Source organism: Streptomyces sp. NPDC050263 (genome assembly GCF_040655955.1).
In the GTDB taxonomy this organism is placed as follows: Bacteria; Actinomycetota; Actinomycetes; order Streptomycetales; family Streptomycetaceae; genus Streptomyces.
In genome coordinates this window covers 1-16,541 of the sequence record NZ_JBFAKW010000029.1, presented here as the reverse complement: position 1 = coordinate 16,541, position 16,541 = coordinate 1, and the positions used below count along the sequence as shown (strand labels likewise).

Here is a 16,541-nt window from a genome sequence, read left to right as displayed (position 1 = left end):
CTGCGATGACCGTCCGCGTCCTGCTGGCCGACGACGACCCCCTGCTCAGGGTGGGGGTCGCGGTGGTGCTCGGCGCGGCCGGGATGGAGGTCGTCGGCGAGGCGGGCGACGGGGTGCGGGCCGTGGAGCTGTGCCGGGCGCTCGTCCCGGACGTCGTCCTGATGGACGTGCGCATGCCCGGCTACGACGGCATCGAGGCCACCGGCCGGATCGTGCACGCCGCGCTGCCGACCCGGGTGCTCGTCCTGACGACGTTCCCCGACGACGAGTACGTGTGGCGCGCCCTGCGGGCCGGTGCGCACGGCTTCCTGCTCAAGCGCGCCTCACCCGAACGGCTCGTGGACGCCGTCCGCACGGTGGCCGGCGGGGAGACCCTGCTGGACCCGGCGGTCACCCGGCCCCTCGTGGACCGCCTGGTCACCGACGAGCGGCCGCCGCGCCACCCGGCCGGGGCGCCGGACCGGGACCGGCTGCGCCGTCTGACCTCCCGGGAACGGCAGATCCTGAGTCTGGTCGCCGAAGGACTGTCCAACGCCGAACTCGCCGGGCGGCTGGGCATCGCCGAGTCCACCGTGAAGACCAACGTCAAGCGGATCCTGCACAAGATCGGCGCCCGGGACCGGGCGGGCGCCGTCGTGATCGCCTTCCGCGGCGGACTCGCCTGACGGCCCCGTACCCCTGTGGGGGTACGGCGGGGCACCCCACCGGAGGGACGCCCCACGCCCGGCCCCGCCCTACCGTCGGCACGCGGAGTGCGAGACGAGGACGGGGAAGACGGGGTGCGTGCGCATGAGCGTTCTGGGTGGGTTCGCCGGCGAGGTGTGGCGGGCCGTGCGGCCCCTGGACCGCTACCAGCGGCTGCTGTGGTGGTGCGGCACGGCGCTGGTGACCTCCGGCGCCGTGCACGGCGTGGTCGCCGTGGTCGACTTCGCGCCCTGGTGGGGGCCGGTCTCCTGGCGCAAGCCCGTCGTGTTCGGCGTCTCCTTCGGCCTGGTGGTGTGGGCCGTGGTCTGGATCCTGCGGCAACTGCCCGCCCGCTGGTGGGCGCGGATCCCGGCGGGCCTGGTCGTCTTCAGCTCGCTCGCCGAGGCCGTGCTCATCACGGCGCAGCGCTGGCGTGGGACCGCCTCCCACTTCAACCAGGCCACCGACACCGACTCGGCGATCTGGTCGGTGATCGGCACGCTCACCCTGCCGCTGATCCTCGGCGTGGTCCTGCTGCTCGTGGCCGCGTTCGTGCGGTTCGACGGCGGCGCCGCGTCCCGGGTCGCCGTGCTCGTGGGACTGACCGCCGTGCTGGCGGCCGGAGCCATCGGGCAGAAGATGGCCGCCATCGGCGAGAAGGCGTTCGACGACACGGGGCACGTGCCGTACGAGGTGCTCTTCGGAGCCGCGGGCAGCGCCGAACTCGCCCACGCCGTAGGCCTGCACGGTCTTCAGGCGCTCGCCGTGCTGGCCGTCCTGTGCGAGGCGGGCCGGCTGAGCGCGCGTGCGGCGGGCACGGTGGTGGGCGTGGCGGCTCTCGGGTACGCGGCCGCGTTCGGCGCGATCACCGCGACCGCCTACGCCGGGCGCGGGCCCCTCCACCCCACCGCGGTCATGGCGGTGCTGCTGGGAGCCGGGCTCCTGACCACGGTGGCGGCCACGTTCGTCGCGGTCGCGCACGCGGCCCCGAAACGCGCGGCTCAGTCCCTCTCCGCGTCGACGCCCGCCTCGTAGGCGAGCAACGTGTCGACGAACAGCCGTCGCTGATCCGCCGTCAGCGGAGCCAGGGCGGTGCGCCAGGCGGCCGCGCCCGGGGCGAGCCATGCCGAGATCGCCGGCTCGTGGACGTCCGCGATGGCGACGATCCGCCGACGCCGATCGCGGTCGTCCTCCCGCCGCTCCAGGATGCCCTTCCGGCTGAGGTCGCCGATCAGCAGGCTCACGGTGGTGGGGGCGACCTCGAGGCGCGCGGCCAGCTCGTTGACCGTCATCGGTCCGTCGAGGAGCAGATACGCCAGCAGGGAGAGGTGGCGCGGGGCCAGGGAGAAGGACCGCAGCGCCTCCGGCACCGGAATCCGCTTCGCCCGGCCCACCAGCCGCGGCATGAGCAGCAGCAGCTCACGAACGGTCGCGTCGACACCCTCGTCCCCACCGGAGGGGGGCATGGGCACGGGCATGGACATCCGACACTCCTCGTATTACCTTTGCAGTCAAAGCTATTTTGTTCGACTTGGCCGACCAGCCGAGTCGCCATGCTACGCACCGACGCGAACGGAGATCCGTCATGCCGCACTACACCGTCCACATCGGCGAAGAGGCCCTCGACGGGACGGTCGAGCCCCGGCTGATCGGCGCGCTGGCCGACGCGGTCGGGTCCGTCTACGGGGAGCGGCTGCGCACCCTGGTCGGCGTCGACCTCATCGGCATCCCGGGCCACCGGCGGGGCATCGGCGGCCTGCCCACCGCCAAGGTCGCGCCACAGCTCACCCTCAGCATGCGCGAGGCCGCCTACCACCTCCCCGAGATCCCGGACGCCCCCGCCCGTCTGATCGCCGCGACGGCCGACGCGGTGGCCTCGGTGCTCGGCGAGGGCATCCGTGCGGAGACGATCGTCAGCATCGTCGGAGTCCAGGAGGGGCGCACCGCAGTGGCCGGTGAGGTCGCGTGACCCCGGCGTCCGCACGCGGGCTACTTGACCTGCCCCGGCCGCCGCCCGAGGATCATGAGTCATGACCCCCGGACACGGCAGTACCACCGTCGGCGGGGTGCTGCGGCGCAGCGCCCGCCGCACCCCGGCCCGAGTCGCGGTCGAGTACCGCGAGCGCACCTGGACCTACGAGGAACTCGACGAGGCCGTCTCGCGCGCGGCGAGCGTCCTGCTCGGCCAGGGGCTCGCCCCCGGCGACCGGGTGGGCGCCTACGGCCACAACTCGGACGCCTACCTCATCGCGTTCCTCGCCTGCGCCCGCGCGGGTCTGGTCCATGTCCCCGTCAACCACAACCTCACCGGCGACGTACATCGTCGGCCAGTCGGGCAGCGCGCTGGTCCTCGCCGACCCGGATCTCGCCGGTCGGCTCCCGGCCGACGCACGGACGTTGCCGCTGCGCGACGCCGACGACTCGCTCCTCGCCCGTCTCGCGGACAGCGAGCCCTACGACGGCCCGGAACCGCGCACCGAGGATCTGGTGCAGCTGCTCTACACCTCCGGCACGACAGCCCTGCCCAAGGGCGCGATGATGACCCACCGGGCGCTGGTGCACGAGTACCTGAGCGCGATCGCCGCCCTCGACCTGAGCGCCGGCGACCGTCCCGCGCACGCGCTCCCGCTCTACCACTCCGCGCAGCTGCACGTGTTCCTGCTGCCGTACCTCGCGGTCGGCGCGACGAACATCATCCTCGACGCACCCGACGGGGCGCAGCTCTTCGACCTCGTCGAGGCGGACCGCGTCGACAGCCTCTTCGCCCCGCCGACCGTCTGGATCGCCCTCGCGGGCCGCCCCGACTTCGCCACCCGGGACCTGAGCGGGCTGCGCAAGGCGTACTACGGGGCGTCGATCATGCCGGTGCCCGTCCTGGAGCGCCTGCGCGAACGCCTCCCCGAGCTGGGTTTCTACAACTGCTACGGCCAGAGCGAGATCGGCCCGCTGTCCACCGTCCTCGCCCCCGACGAGCACAAGGGCCGCCTGGACTCCTGCGGCCGCACGGTCCTGTTCGTGGACGCCCGGGTCGTGGACGAGAACGGCGACGACGTCCCCGACGGCACCCCCGGTGAGATCGTCTACCGCTCCCCGCAGTTGTGCGAGGGCTACTGGGACAAGCCCGAGGAGACCGCCGAGGCCTTCCGCGACGGCTGGTTCCACTCCGGCGACCTCGCCGTCCGGGACGCCCACGGCTACTTCACGATCGTCGACCGGGTGAAGGACGTCATCAACTCCGGTGGCGTGGTGATCGCTTCACGCCAGGTCGAGGACGCCCTCTACACCCACGAGGGCGTCGCCGAGGCCGCGGTGATCGGCCTGCCCGACGAGAAGTGGATCGAGGCGGTCACGGCCGTCGTCGTCCCTCGCGGCGAGGTCACCGAGGACGAGCTCATCGCCCACACCCGCGAGCGGCTCGCCCCCTTCAAGGCCCCGAAACGCGTGTTCTTCGTGGACGAACTCCCGCGCAACGCCAGCGGCAAGATCCTGAAGCGGGAGCTGCGGGACCGCCTCGGCTCATGACGCGCGCCGTCACTGCCGAGGACGCAGATCCACGATCCGCCTGATCTTGCCCACCGACCGCTCCAGCGACTCCGGGTCCACGATCTCGACGTCGACCGACACGCCGATGCCGTCCTTCACGGCCGCCGCGATGGCGAGCGCCGCCGTCTCCCGGTCCGCGGGGGTGGCGCCGGCCCGGGCCTCCGCGCGGACCGTGAGGGCGTCGAGGCGGCCCTCGCGGGTCAGCCGGAGCTGGAAGTGGGGCGCCACGGCCGGGGTGCGCAGCACGATCTCCTCGATCTGCGTCGGGAAGAGGTTCACCCCGCGCAGGATGACCATGTCGTCGCTGCGCCCGGTCACCTTCCGCATCCGTCGGAAGACGCGTGCCGTGCCCGGCAGCAGCCGGGTCAGGTCGCGGGTGCGGTAGCGGACGACCGGCATGGCCTCCTTGGTGAGCGAGGTGAACACCAACTCGCCCTCCTCGCCCTCCGGCAGCACCTCCCCGGTGATCGGGTCGACCACCTCCGGATAGAAGTGGTCCTCCCAGATGTGGAGGCCGTCCTTCGTCTCCACGCACTCCTGCGCGACCCCCGGTCCGATCACCTCCGACAGCCCGTATATGTCGACGGCGTCGATGGCGAACCGCTCCTCGATCTCCTGGCGCATCCGCTCCGTCCACGGCTCCGCGCCGAAGATCCCCACCCGCAGCGAGGTGGAGCGCGGATCGACGCCCTGCCGATCGAACTCGTCGAGCAGGGTGAGCATGTAGGACGGGGTCACCATGATGATCCGGGGCTGAAGATCCTGGATCAACTGGACCTGACGGGACGTCATACCGCCGGACGCGGGGATCACCGTACAGCCCAGGCGTTCCGCGCCGTAGTGGGCGCCGAGGCCGCCGGTGAACAGGCCGTAGCCGTACGCCACATGGACCGTGTCGCCGGGCCGGCCGCCCGCGGCGCGGATCGAACGGGCCACCGTGTCCGCCCACATGGACAGATCCCCGTCCGTGTAGCCGACGACCGTCGGCCGGCCCGTGGTGCCGCTGGAGGCGTGGACACGCCGGATGCGGTCCCGGGGCACGGCGAACATCCCGTACGGGTAGTGCGCGCGCAGGTCCTCCTTGGCGGTGAAGGGGAAGCGGGAGAGATCGCAGAGGCTGCGGCAGTCGTCGGGGTGGACCCCCGCCTTGTCGAAGGAGTCCCGGTAGAAGGGCACGTTGGCATACGCGTGACGCAGTGAGGCCCGCAGCCGCTCCAGCTGGAGGGCGCGCAGCGCGTCCTCGTCGAGGCGCTCTCCTTCGTCCAGCAGGTCCCGCGCGTCCGTCATGGGCCACTCCCTCGTCAGAACCTCGCCAAACCGGGCGACCGATCATTCGGTCGAGGTGTTCGTGATCGTAATCCAGGCCGAGGGGCGTCGAGCAAGAGGGCGGTCGGGGATTTCCGTTGCGGCCCGGAGGGTCCCGGGGAGAGGATCGGGCGATGTCGACCTGCACCGCGCCCGACGGCACCGAGCTCGCCTACCGCCTCCGGGGCGAGGGCGACCCCCTCGTGGTCCTGCCCGGCGGCCCCATGCGGGCCTCCGCCTACCTCGGCGACCTGGGCGGGCTCACCGCCCACCGCCGGCTGATCCTGCTCGACCTGCGCGGGACCGGCGACTCGGCGGTCCCCGCCGACCCGGCCACCTACCGCTGCGACCGGCAGGTCGACGACGTCGAGGCCCTGCGCGTCCGGCTCGGGCTGGAGCGGATCGACGTCCTCGCGCACTCGGCGGGCGGCAGTCTCGCCCTGCTGTACGCGGCCCGGTACCCGCACCGCGTGTCCCGGCTCGCGCTGATCACGGCGAACCCGTGGGCCCTGGGCCGGACCGCCACGCCCGAGGAACGCCTGGCGGCGGCCCGGCTGCGGGTGGACGAGCCGTGGTTCGCGGCCGCGTTCCCGGCGTTCGAGGCATGGCTGGCGGGCGAGGACGAACCCGACTGGACGGCCGTCGCCGCCTTCTTCTACGGCCGCTGGGACGACGCGGCCCGCGCCCACGACGCCGCCGCGGACGAGCAGACCAACGCCGAGGCGGAGGGGGCGTTCCTGGACCCGGACGCCTTCGATCCGCCGGCCCTGCGCACCGCCCTCGCCGACGTCACCGCCCCGGTCCTCGTGCTCGCCGGAGAGGTGGACGGCGGGCCCCGCCCCGAGGTCGCCCGGCTCGTCGCCGACGCCTTCCCGAACGCCGAACTCGCCGTGCAGCCCGGCGCCGGGCACTATCCGTGGCTGGACGACCCGGAGTGGTTCGTCCGTCGGGTCGTCGCCTTCCTGGCGGCGGATCAGCCGTTCTCCGCCACCGCCACCTCCCGCGCCCACCGGTAGTCCGCCTTCCCGCTCGGCGAGCGGCGGATGGACTCCGTCAGCACCAGTTGACGCGGGATCTTGTAGCCGGCGAGCCGGGTACGGCAGTGCGTCTGGATCTCCTCCAGAGACGGCAGCGGAGCGCCCCGGCGCATCTGCACCACCGCCGCCACATGGTTGCCCCAGGTCGGGTCCGGTACCCCCGCCACCAGGGCGTCGTACACGTCCGGATGCGACTTCAGCGCCTGCTCGACCTCCTCGGGGTACACCTTCTCGCCCCCGGTGTTGATGCACTGCGAGCCGCGCCCGAGGACGACGACCACGCCGTCCTCGTCGACGGTCGCCATGTCGCCGAGCAGCACCCAGCGCTCGCCGTCCTTCTCGAAGAAGGTCTCGGCCGTTTTCACCGGGTCGTTGTAGTAGCCGAGGGGCACGTGACCGTGCTGGGCGACGCGCCCGACCTCGCCCGGCGCGATCGGCTCGTAGGTCGCCGGATCGACCACCTGGGTACGGGAGTTGACCCGGACGCGGAAGCCGCGCTCGGGCCCCGAGTCCTCCGTCGCCGTGCCGTTGAAGCCGGACTCCGAGGAGCCGAAGTTGTTCAGCAGCATCGCGTTCGGCAGCAGCGCCCGGAACTGACGGCGGACCGTGTCCGACATGATGGCTCCGGACGAGGACACGCTGAACACCGACGAGCAGTCCGTGCCCTTCATCGGGCCTTCGAGCGCGTCGATCAGGGGTCGCAGCATCGCGTCGCCGACCAGGGAGATGCTGGTGACCTTCTCCTTCTCGATCGTCCGCAGCACTTCCTCCGGCACGAACTTGCGGTGGATCACGACGCGTTGGCCGAAGTTGAAGCCGATGAACGCGGTGAGGGTGGAGGTGCCGTGCATCAGCGGGGGAGTGGGGAAGAAGGTGATGCCCGTACCGCCCGCCGCGACCCGCTCGGCGATCTCCTGCGGCTTCTTCACCGGCTCCCCGGTCGGCGAGCCGCCGCCCAACCCCGAGAAGAACAGGTCCTCCTGACGCCACATCACCCCCTTGGGCATGCCGGTCGTGCCGCCGGTGTAGATGATGAACTGGTCGTCGCCCGAGCGGGCCGGGAAGCCGCGCCCGGGGGAGCCGCCCGCCTCGGCCTCCGCGAAGGAGACGATGCCGTCGCCGGCCGGGCCGACCCGGATCAGGTGGCGCAGGGCGGGCGTCTGCGGCAGCGCGGCCGCCACCCGGTCGGTGAACTCCGCGTCGAAGGCGAGGGCGACGAGATCGGCGTCCCGGTAGAGGTAGACCAACTCCTCTTCGACATACCGGTAGTTGACGTTGACCGGCACGATCCGCGCCTTCAGGCAGCCCAGTGCCGTCTGGAGATACTCGACGCCGTTGTACAGGTGCAGGCCGAGATGCTCGCCGGGGCGGATCCCGCTGTCGATCAGATGGTGGCCGATCCGATTGGCGGCGGCGTCCAACTCCGCGTACGTCAGCCGGCGTTCCGCGCCCGTGCCGGGATGGTCGACGTACACGAGCGCCTCTCGGTCCGCCGCCACGTCGACGACCGACTCGAACAGGTCGGCAATGTTGTACTCCACCGCTCCTCCTGACCTCGGGCGCGCGCGTTCCTGGGACGGTTCGTCGGTCATCAGAGCAAAGGGCGCGGCAACTGGGAAGGGTTCCCGTCAAGAAATCTGACTGACTGTCAGAAAACCCTTGAACTGCCATCACACCTCCTGCAACCTGTTCTCGTTCTTTCCGAGGGGAGATGTGCCATGGGCGGAACCGAACACCTCACCGTGCAGCGCGAAGGCGCCACACTCGTGCTCACGCTCAACAGGCCGGAGGCCAAGAACGCGCTCTCGATCGCCATGCTCGTCGGCCTGTACGACGGCTGGCTCGAAGCCGACGAGGACGAGTCGGTCCGCTCGATCGTCTTCACCGGCGCGGGCGGATCCTTCTGCGCCGGCATGGACCTCAAGGCCCTCGCCGGCAAGGGGATGGAGGGACAGCAGTACCGCGACCGGCTCAAGGCCGATCCCGATCTGCACTGGAAGGCGATGCTGCGCCACCACCGCCCCCGCAAGCCGGTGATCGCCGCCGTCGAGGGGTACTGCGTGGCGGGCGGCACCGAGATGCTCCAGGGCACCGACATCCGCGTCGCGGGCGAGTCCGCCACCTTCGGCCTCTTCGAGGTCAAGCGCGGGCTGTTCCCGATCGGCGGCTCCACGGTCCGGCTGCCGCGCCAGATCCCGCGCACCCACGCCCTGGAGATGCTGCTCACCGGGCGGCCCTACACCGCCCGCGAGGCCGCGGACATCGGCCTGATCGGACATGTCGTCCCGGACGGCACTGCGTTGGAGAAGGCGCTGGAGATCGCCGAACGCGTCAACGCCTGCGGGCCACTGGCCGTGGAGGCGGTCAAGGCTTCCGTGTACGAGACGGCCGAGCTGACCGAGACAGAAGGTCTCGCCGCCGAACTCGTCCGGGGTTGGCCGGTGTTCGACACGGCCGATGCGAAGGAAGGGGCTCGTGCCTTCGCGGAGAAACGGGCGCCTGTCTACAAGCGGGGTTAGGGGGTGTTCTCGTCGTTCGCAGGCTGCGGCGCCGTCGTGGCCGGTCGCGCCCACGCGGCGGAGCCGCAGATGTCACCGCCCCGCGCCCCTGAAGGGCGCTCCTCACCCAGGTCTCTCAAGGAGGCAGCCCCACGATGCCTGACGTTCTCAAAGCCCCCCTCGTCGTCGAGTTCCCGTTCACCAGGTCTCTCGGGCCGGTACAGAGCGCGTTTCTGACCGGTCTGCGGGAGCGGGTCGTCCTCGGGGTGAAGGCGACCGACGGCCGCACCCTGGTGCCGCCCGTCGAGTACGACCCCGTCACCGCCGAGGAGATCCACGATCTCGTCGAGGTCGCCGCCACCGGCACGGTCACCACCTGGGCCTGGAACCACGCGCCCCGCCGCGGCCAGCCCCTCGGCACCCCCTTCGCCTGGGTCCTGGTCCGGCTCGACGGCGCCGACACCGCCCTGCTGCACGCCCTCGACGCCCCCGGCCCCGACGCCGTCCGCACCGGAATGCGGGTCCGGATCCGCTGGGCGGAGGAACGCGTCGGCGCCATCACCGACATCGCCTGCTTCGAGCCGCACGACGGCGAACCGGGCCGGCCGGGGGACCACTCCGGGGAGTTCGAGGGCGAGCGGGTCACCGGGATCGTCGCCCCCGCCCGCCTCGACTACAGCTACTCGCCCGGCCGCGCCCAGTCCGCCTACATCGCCGCGCTCTCCACACAGCGCACGGTCGGCGAACGCTGTCCGTCCTGCCGCAAGGTGTACGTGCCGCCGCGCGGCGCCTGCCCGACCTGCGGCGTCCCGACGGCCGAGCAGGTCGAGGTCGGACCGCGCGGGACGGTCACCACCTTCTGCATCGTCAACATCAAGGCCAAGAACCTCGACATCGAAGTGCCGTACGTCTACGCCCACATCGCCCTCGACGGCGCCGACCTCGCGCTGCACGGACGCATCGGCGGCATCCCCTACGACCAGGTCCGCATGGGCCTGCGCGTCGAACCCGTGTGGACGCAGGGCGCCCGCTACCCCGACCACTACCGGCCCACCGGCGAACCCGACGCCGACTACGACGTCTACAAGGAGCTGCTGTGACCCGCGAGGAACCCTCAGGCTTCCGCGACATCGCGGTGGTGGCCTTCGCGCAGACCGACGTGCTGCGCACCACCGACGAGCTCTCCGAGGTCGAGATGCTCATGCCGGTCCTGCACAGCGTCCTGGACCGGACCGGCCTGAAGACCGCCGACATCGACTTCACCTGCTCCGGCTCCAGCGACTACCTCGCCGGCCGCGCCTTCTCCTTCACCCTCGCCCTCGACGGCGTCGGCGCCTGGCCGCCCATCTCCGAGTCCCATGTGGAGACGGACGGCGCCTGGGCGCTGTACGAGGCCTGGACCAAGCTGCTCACGGGGGACGCCGACACCGCGCTCGTCTACTCCTACGGCAAGTCCTCGCCCGGCTCCGTACGCGACGTCCTCACCCGCCAGCTCGACCCGTACTACGTCGCCCCCCTGTGGCCGGACTCCGTCGCCCTCGCCGCGCTCCAGGCACAGGCCCTGATCGACGCGGGCGACACCGACGAGCGCGAACTCGCCGCGATCGGGGCGCGCAGCCGACGGGTCGCCACCCTCAACTCCCATGCCCAGCTGCGCGGTTCGCTCCCCCACGGCGACTACGCCGTACGGCCGCTGCGCACCGGCGACTGCCCGCCCGTCGGCGACGGCGCCGCCGCCGTGATCCTCGCCGCCGGGGAACGGGCCCGCGAACTGTGCTCCCGGCCCGCCTGGATCCGGGGCATCGACCACCGCATCGAGGCCCACTCGCTCGGCGTGCGCGACCTCACCGACTCGCCCTCCACCCGCCTCGCCGCCGAGCAGGCCGGCGCGTTCGACCGGCCCGTCGACACCGCCGAACTGCATGCGCCGTTCACCGCGCAGGAGGTCGTCCTGCGCAAGGCGCTGCGGCTGGACGACAGCGTGCGGGTGAACCTGTCCGGCGGCGCCCTCGCCGCCAACCCGATGATGGCCGCCGGCCTCATCCGCATCGGCGAGGCCGCCGCCCGCATCCACCGGGGCGAGTCCGACCGCGCCCTCGCCCACGCCACCTCCGGCCCGTGTCTTCAGCAGAACCTGGTCGCCGTACTCGAAGGGGAACCGCGATGAGCAAGGAGCCCGTGGCCGTCGTCGGGATCGGCCAGACCAAGCACGTCGCGGCCCGACGGGACGTCTCGATCGCCGGGCTGGTCCGGGAGGCGGCCCGGCGCGCCCTCGACGACGCCGAGCTGACCTGGGCCGACGTCGACGCCGTCGTCATCGGCAAGGCCCCCGACTTCTTCGAGGGCGTCATGATGCCCGAGCTGTACCTCGCCGACGCGCTCGGCGCGGTCGGCAAGCCGATGCTGCGCGTGCACACGGCGGGCTCGGTCGGCGGCTCCACCGCGCTCGTCGCCGCGAACCTCGTCGCGGCCCGCGTCCACGGCACCGTGCTGACCCTCGCCTTCGAGAAGCAGTCCGAGTCCAACGCCATGTGGGGACTCTCCCTGCCGATCCCCTTCCAGCAGCCGCTGCTCGCCGGGGCGGGCGGGTTCTTCGCACCGCACGTGCGCGCGTACATGCGGCGCAGCGGCGCGCCCGACACCGTCGGCTCCCTGGTCGCCTACAAGGACCGGCGCAACGCGCTGAAGAACCCCTACGCCCACCTCCACGAGCACGACATCACCCTGGAGAAGGTCCAGGCCTCGCCCATGCTGTGGGACCCGATCCGCTACTCGGAGACCTGCCCGTCCTCGGACGGCGCCTGTGCCATGGTGCTGACCGACCGGGCCGGCGCGGCCCGCGCGCCCCGCCCGCCCGCCTGGATGCTCGGCGGCGCGATGCGCAGCGAACCGACCCTCTTCGCCGGCAAGGACGCGGTGTCCCCGCGGGCCGGCCGGGACTGCGCCGCCGACGTCTACCGGCAGGCCGGCGTCACCGACCCGCGCCGGGACATCGACGCCGTCGAGATGTACGTGCCGTTCTCCTGGTACGAGCCCATGTGGCTGGAGAACCTCGGCTTCGCCGACGAGGGCGAGGGCTGGAAGCTCACCGAGGCCGGGGTCACGGAGCTCGACGGCGACCTGCCCGTCAACATGTCGGGGGGCGTCCTGTCCACCAACCCCATCGGCGCGTCCGGCATGATCCGCTTCGCCGAGGCAGCGCTCCAGGTCCGCGGACAGGCCGGGGAACACCAGGTGGAGCGGGCCCGCAAGGTCCTCGGGCACGCCTACGGAGGCGGCTCGCAGTTCTTCTCCATGTGGCTCGTCGGAGCGACGGCCCCGCAGTCCTGAACCGGGTCCTGCACGGGGTCCCGAAAGGTCCTTCTCACGTGCTCTGTCCGCGTCCGGAACCGATCGCTAGGCTGGCCCGCGGACGACCGACCGGGAGGAGCACGGACGTGGCCGAGAGCACCATCCAGCAGCAGCCGCTCACGGGCTGGGACAAGCCGGAGCTGGACCTCAGCAACGCCGAGTGGCAGTCCAGCAGTCAGGGTCGGGGGGATGTCCAGATCGCCTTCGTCGAAGGATTCATCGCGATGCGCAACAGCGGCCGCCCCCAGAGCCCTTCCCTGATCTTCACGCCCGCCGAATGGGGAGCGTTCGTGTCGGGGGCGCGGGAAGGGGAGTTCGACCTGACCTGAGACCGGCCGAACCGGGGGTGTTCCTCCTCGATTTCCGGACACGCGACCTCGTACCCCCTCCTGGGGCCCCGCCTGGGCAAGGCTGGCTACAGCAGGACGAAGGTCGAGTTCTGGGAGGTGAGGACCATGAGCACGCTGCCGGTCGTCGCGGCGGTCGACGGTTCCGAGGACGGCTGGCGCGCCCTCGACTGGGCCCGCGACGCCGCCCGCCGCCGCGGAGCACCGCTGCGCGTGGCGCACGTACGCCACCACGCCGTCCGGACGCCGCCCGGCGCCCCCGCGGTCGTGCCCCCTTCTCCGGAGGACGACCCGGTCCTCGCCGAGGCCCGCGCCCTGCTGGCCACGGTCGACGATCGGCCGCGCCCCGAGTTCGTCGGCCTGGACGGCGCGCCCGGCGCCCTGCTGCCCGAACTGGGAGCCGAGGCCCAGCTGTTGGTGCTCGGCTCCCGGGGCCGCGGCGGCTTCGCCAGCCTGCTCCTCGGCTCCAACGGCCTGACGGCGGCCCGGGACGCCGAGTGCCCGGTCGTGATCGTGCCCCGACCCGGCCGAACGGTCGACGCCGTACTGCCGGCCGAGCCCGGCCCCCGGGTGGTCGTGGGCCTCAAGGTGGACGGCCCCGACGACGTCACCCTCGACTTCGCCTTCACGGAGGCCGCCCTGCGCGGCGCGCGCCTCCAGGTGATCGCGGCCTACCCCTGGCCGATCCAGACCTGGACAGCCCCCGGCGACCTGCCGACCCCGTTCTACGACCAGGACGCCGTCGAGCACGAGACGGCCACCCTCGCGGACGGCTTCCTCGCCCCGCACCGCGAGCGCCACCCCGGCGTCCACACCGACCCGCTCCCCGCCCCCGGCGACGCGGCGGCCCTCCTCGTCGCCGCCTCCAAGGACGCCGACCTGGTCGTACTGGGCCGCCACCGCCGCCGCCTCCTGACCCCCACCCGCATGCTCGGCTCGGTCACCCACGCGGTACTCCTGCACGCGGCGAGCCCGGTGGCAGTGATCCCCCCGACAGACCCCCACTGACCACGGACGGTTCCCCGCCCCACTCCAGGGGCGCGGGGAACCGCGCGACCGGCCCGGACGGACCCGCACGCGTCACCCGGGCCGCACCTCACGGCCGGTGACCCGCGCGACCGGTCCGGACGGACCCGCACCCGAGAACATCGCCGAACGGCAACACGTACCATGGCCGCATGTCGTTCCTCCGCCGCCGCAGTGCCACGCCCGCCGGGCCCGACTTCGACGTACTGGCCATGGACCCGGGCGACTGGCCCGGCAATCTCGGCGCCGGCCTGCTCCCCGCCCCCGACGGCAGCTGCCAGGGCGTCTTCCTGCGCTACGACCTCTTCGGCGGCCGCGGCCCCGCAATGATCATCGGCAATCTGCCCGAGGGCTCCCCGGCCCGCGAGGTGGCGGACGACGAGGTCCCCTTCGAGGTCGCCCAGCTGCTGCTCGCGCTGGAGAACGACGAGGAGGTGACCGTCGTCGGCACCGAGGACATGCCGGTGATGCAGGGCGACAACCTGCTGATCGTGCGCCGGCTGAAGCTCTCCGAGGGGCGGATCTCCTGCGTGCAGTTCGACCGCAGCGACAACGTGCTGGTGACCATCGCCGCCTGGGACCGCCCCATCACCGACGACCTCTACGCCCTGCTCAAGCCGCTCCCGGCGGAGCTGTTCCAGCAGGGCTGAGGCCCGGCTAGGACGACAGCAGCTGCACGTCCGCGGCTCGCACGAACGCCACCCGGTGCCCGTACTGGATCTCGTAGTACATGTCCTTGCCGACGACGCTCCGGTGCGAGCCGGTGGCGAAGGTGGTCGCGTAGTAGTACTCGCCCGGCACCTTGTCCCCGACCACGTACTTCTGGCCCTTCGGCAGGGTGTACTGCAGCGCCGAGACCGCCTGGACCGGCACCCCCGCCGGGTACGCCCCCGCCTCGGGGTAGGCGCGGCCGTACAGCGGGACGCTGTCGCGGCCGTCCTTCGGGGTCACCACCTGGCCGGTCGCCGGCACGGCCGCCGGCTGGGCCGCCGGGTTCTTGAACCAGGCCTTCTGACCGAGGTACCAGATCGCCGTCCAGTCACCCCACTGGTCGGCCACCGCGTACTGCTGGCCGGTCGACGCCCGCGCGGAGATGTCGTTCACCCCCGCGGTCGGGCCCGAGCCCTGGCCGACGTCCTTGACCAGCGCGGACTTCTCGTCGTGGTCGGAGTACAGCCGCACCGCGCCGGAACCGTGCGCCGCACACGACAGGCCCTTCCCGCCGCAGTCCGTGTACACCGGCTTGTTGGCGGTGTAGTCCGGCCGGATCGTCACCAGGCCGCCGCCGCTGCCGGCGGCCGCCGCAGCGAAGGGCCGCTCCATCAGCTCGAAGTAGTGCCGCCAGTCCCAGTACGGGCCCGGGTCGGTGTGCATCCCGGACACGGACGCGGCCGTCGGGCCGGGCACGTTGTCATGGCCCAGGATGTGCTGCCGGTCCAGCGGGACGGCGTACTTGTCGGCCAGGTACGTCACCAGACGCGCCGACGACCGGTACATCGCCTCCGTGTACCAGGCGTCAGGGGAGGTGAGGAACCCCTCGTGCTCCAGGCCGATCGACTTGGAGTTGACGTACCAGTTGCCGGAGTGCCAGGCCACGTCCTTCGCCTTCACATGCTGGGCGACATGGCCGTCGGTGGAGCGCAGAGAGTAGTTCCAGGACACGTAGGTGGGGTCCTGGACCATGTTGAGCACCCCGGCCCAGCCGCCCTCGGTGTCGTGGACGACGATGTACTTGATGCCCGGCGAGGCCGGCCGGTCGGCGACGTCGTGGTTGCCGTAGTCGTTGTCGCCGAACTCCTCGTACGGCGCCGCGATCCACTCGCAGGACACCGTCGTCGGGCACTCGGTGCCCGCCGCGGAGAGCGTGCGCAGGCCGGCCTTCCGCAGCTGGGACCGTCGTGGCACCAGGTCCGGCTGCGCGGCCAGGGCGACCGTCTCACCGGAGTCCGTGGCGCGCCGCTCGCCGGTGCGGAGCACCTCGAAGACGTCGTCGGCGTAGGCGGCGGCCGTCGCGCTGTCGTCCGCGCCCGGGAAGCCGGCGACCGCGCCGTACCAGTCCGCCGGGTCGGCGCTCAGCGGCTCGCCCAGGTGCTGCTGGGCGGCGGCGAGGAGCGCGGCGCCGCCCGCGATGTTGGCAGCGGGGTCCGTGCGCAGGTCCGCAGCGCTCAGACCGGTCAGTTCCGCCGCCCTCGGCAGGGTCCTGAGGCGGGCGGGCAGCTCGTCGCTCGACGGAGGTCTCAGGTCGGCGGGCGGACGCGGGGCCGGGCGGGCGGAGTCGCCGCGGGCGTCCTCCGGGGCCTGGCTGTGGTGCGAGGCGTCGGCCAGCGCGGTCCGTGCGTCGGTGAGGTGCATCGGGCCGTAGCCGCCGGTCACGCTCGGCGCTCCGCCGTGCGCGTCCCAGCGGGACTGGAGGTAGGAGACGCCCAGGAGCACGCTCTGCGGCACGTGGTACTCGGCGGCCGCGGCGGCGAAGGCCCGCTGAAGGCTCGTCGCCGGGTCGGTGGGCGACGCCGCGCCGAGCAGCGGGAGCAGTAGAGCCGCCGACGCCAGGGCGCCTGCGGCTCTACGGGTTCGTCCGGGGGGAATGACGGGTTTTCGCAAGGCGGTCTCCTGGGGACGAGCCGACGAGGGACGATAACCCGTCAATCATGCTCATATGCGGGTGATTTCCCTCGGCAAGACACCGCTTCCGCACATACGAAGCCTTCGAACATACGAAGGTCCGCGGTGGGGCCGGTTGGGGGGCCCCC

The 16,541-nt window shown here is 72.4% G+C and carries 15 protein-coding genes and 1 pseudogene; 12 read left to right on the top strand and 4 right to left on the bottom strand.

The window, feature by feature from the left end; all coding sequences use genetic code 11:
- Positions 1 to 5 precede the first annotated feature (5 nt).
- Complete coding sequence (locus AB0J04_RS15885) at positions 6 to 665, top strand: response regulator transcription factor (protein ID WP_363169007.1); 660 nt, start codon at positions 6 to 8, stop codon at positions 663 to 665.
- Positions 666 to 789: 124 nt separating this feature from the next.
- Positions 790 to 1,719 (top strand): hypothetical protein, encoded by a 930-nt coding sequence (locus tag AB0J04_RS15880; protein WP_363169006.1) that lies wholly within the window; start codon positions 790 to 792, stop codon positions 1,717 to 1,719.
- Here the strand turns inward: AB0J04_RS15880 and AB0J04_RS15875 are convergent.
- Positions 1,686 to 2,168 carry a MarR family transcriptional regulator gene (locus AB0J04_RS15875; protein ID WP_363169004.1) on the bottom strand — a complete coding sequence of 161 codons (483 nt, stop codon included), beginning with the start codon at positions 2,166 to 2,168 and terminating at the stop codon, positions 1,686 to 1,688. The two genes, AB0J04_RS15880 and AB0J04_RS15875, sit on opposite strands and share 34 nt — an antisense overlap.
- Positions 2,169 to 2,269: 101 nt before the next feature.
- Here AB0J04_RS15875 and AB0J04_RS15870 point away from each other — a divergent pair, with 101 nt between their 5' ends.
- The gene (locus AB0J04_RS15870) at positions 2,270 to 2,653 is read left to right on the top strand and encodes a hypothetical protein (RefSeq protein WP_363169003.1); all 384 of its coding nucleotides are present in this window, start codon (positions 2,270 to 2,272) and stop codon (positions 2,651 to 2,653) included.
- 61 nt (positions 2,654 to 2,714) lie between these two features.
- Positions 2,715 to 4,206: pseudogene (locus AB0J04_RS15865) on the top strand (acyl-CoA synthetase).
- Positions 4,207 to 4,215: 9 nt separating this feature from the next.
- Here AB0J04_RS15865 and paaK read toward each other — a convergent pair.
- Entirely contained in the window at positions 4,216 to 5,514 is a 1,299-nt protein-coding gene (gene paaK / locus AB0J04_RS15860; RefSeq protein ID WP_363169002.1) for a phenylacetate--CoA ligase PaaK, read from the bottom strand.
- A gap of 152 nt (positions 5,515 to 5,666) precedes the next feature.
- Between paaK and AB0J04_RS15855 the strand changes: the two genes are divergently transcribed.
- Positions 5,667 to 6,548, top strand: coding sequence for an alpha/beta hydrolase (locus AB0J04_RS15855; protein WP_363169001.1), 882 nt, complete (start codon positions 5,667 to 5,669; stop codon positions 6,546 to 6,548).
- On the opposite strand, the gene AB0J04_RS15850 is transcribed toward AB0J04_RS15855, so the two are convergent.
- On the bottom strand, positions 6,506 to 8,110 hold the full coding sequence (locus AB0J04_RS15850) for an acyl-CoA synthetase (RefSeq protein WP_363169000.1): 1,605 nt from the start codon (positions 8,108 to 8,110) through the stop codon (positions 6,506 to 6,508). The two genes, AB0J04_RS15855 and AB0J04_RS15850, sit on opposite strands and share 43 nt — an antisense overlap.
- A 177-nt stretch (positions 8,111 to 8,287) precedes the next feature.
- Between AB0J04_RS15850 and AB0J04_RS15845 the strand changes: the two genes are divergently transcribed.
- The 7 genes from AB0J04_RS15845 to AB0J04_RS15815 all read left to right on the top strand — a co-directional run bounded on the left by AB0J04_RS15845 (position 8,288) and on the right by AB0J04_RS15815 (position 14,441).
- Positions 8,288 to 9,088, top strand: coding sequence for a crotonase/enoyl-CoA hydratase family protein (locus AB0J04_RS15845; protein WP_363168999.1), 801 nt, complete (start codon positions 8,288 to 8,290; stop codon positions 9,086 to 9,088).
- Positions 9,089 to 9,222: 134 nt separating this feature from the next.
- A complete protein-coding gene (locus AB0J04_RS15840; RefSeq protein WP_363168998.1) occupies positions 9,223 to 10,167 on the top strand; it encodes an OB-fold domain-containing protein in 945 nt (314 codons plus the stop codon).
- On the top strand, positions 10,164 to 11,234 hold the full coding sequence (locus AB0J04_RS15835) for a thiolase domain-containing protein (RefSeq protein ID WP_363168997.1): 1,071 nt from the start codon (positions 10,164 to 10,166) through the stop codon (positions 11,232 to 11,234). Before AB0J04_RS15840 ends, AB0J04_RS15835 begins: the two co-directional genes overlap by 4 nt.
- Positions 11,231 to 12,397 (top strand): thiolase domain-containing protein, encoded by a 1,167-nt coding sequence (locus tag AB0J04_RS15830; protein ID WP_363168996.1) that lies wholly within the window; start codon positions 11,231 to 11,233, stop codon positions 12,395 to 12,397. Before AB0J04_RS15835 ends, AB0J04_RS15830 begins: the two co-directional genes overlap by 4 nt.
- Positions 12,398 to 12,504: 107 nt before the next feature.
- On the top strand, positions 12,505 to 12,747 hold the full coding sequence (locus tag AB0J04_RS15825) for a DUF397 domain-containing protein (protein WP_079657699.1): 243 nt from the start codon (positions 12,505 to 12,507) through the stop codon (positions 12,745 to 12,747).
- Positions 12,748 to 12,873: 126 nt separating this feature from the next.
- The gene (locus AB0J04_RS15820) at positions 12,874 to 13,773 is read left to right on the top strand and encodes a universal stress protein (protein ID WP_363168995.1); all 900 of its coding nucleotides are present in this window, start codon (positions 12,874 to 12,876) and stop codon (positions 13,771 to 13,773) included.
- Positions 13,774 to 13,943: 170 nt separating this feature from the next.
- Positions 13,944 to 14,441, top strand: coding sequence for a hypothetical protein (locus AB0J04_RS15815; RefSeq protein WP_363168994.1), 498 nt, complete (start codon positions 13,944 to 13,946; stop codon positions 14,439 to 14,441).
- 7 nt (positions 14,442 to 14,448) lie between these two features.
- Here the strand turns inward: AB0J04_RS15815 and AB0J04_RS15810 are convergent, their stop codons facing one another.
- Positions 14,449 to 16,392, bottom strand: a complete 1,944-nt coding sequence (locus AB0J04_RS15810) for an N-acetylmuramoyl-L-alanine amidase (RefSeq protein ID WP_363168993.1) — start codon at positions 16,390 to 16,392, stop codon at positions 14,449 to 14,451.
- Between the last annotated feature and the right edge of the window lie 149 nt (positions 16,393 to 16,541).

Excerpts from the sequence above, each read along its gene's own strand:
- AB0J04_RS15880 (WP_363169006.1), top strand. The coding sequence starts at position 790 with ATGAGCGTTCTGGGTGGGTTCGCCGGCGAGGTGTGGCGGGCCGTGCGG.
- AB0J04_RS15820 (WP_363168995.1), top strand. The coding sequence starts at position 12,874 with ATGAGCACGCTGCCGGTCGTCGCGGCGGTCGACGGTTCCGAGGACGGC.
- AB0J04_RS15875 (WP_363169004.1), bottom strand. The coding sequence starts at position 2,168 with ATGTCCATGCCCGTGCCCATGCCCCCCTCCGGTGGGGACGAGGGTGTC.
- AB0J04_RS15840 (WP_363168998.1), top strand. The coding sequence starts at position 9,223 with ATGCCTGACGTTCTCAAAGCCCCCCTCGTCGTCGAGTTCCCGTTCACC.
- AB0J04_RS15830 (WP_363168996.1), top strand. The coding sequence starts at position 11,231 with ATGAGCAAGGAGCCCGTGGCCGTCGTCGGGATCGGCCAGACCAAGCAC.
- AB0J04_RS15815 (WP_363168994.1), top strand. The coding sequence starts at position 13,944 with ATGTCGTTCCTCCGCCGCCGCAGTGCCACGCCCGCCGGGCCCGACTTC.
- AB0J04_RS15870 (WP_363169003.1), top strand. The coding sequence starts at position 2,270 with ATGCCGCACTACACCGTCCACATCGGCGAAGAGGCCCTCGACGGGACG.
- AB0J04_RS15845 (WP_363168999.1), top strand. The coding sequence starts at position 8,288 with ATGGGCGGAACCGAACACCTCACCGTGCAGCGCGAAGGCGCCACACTC.
- paaK (WP_363169002.1), bottom strand. The coding sequence starts at position 5,514 with ATGACGGACGCGCGGGACCTGCTGGACGAAGGAGAGCGCCTCGACGAG.
- AB0J04_RS15885 (WP_363169007.1), top strand. The coding sequence starts at position 6 with ATGACCGTCCGCGTCCTGCTGGCCGACGACGACCCCCTGCTCAGGGTG.
- AB0J04_RS15855 (WP_363169001.1), top strand. The coding sequence starts at position 5,667 with ATGTCGACCTGCACCGCGCCCGACGGCACCGAGCTCGCCTACCGCCTC.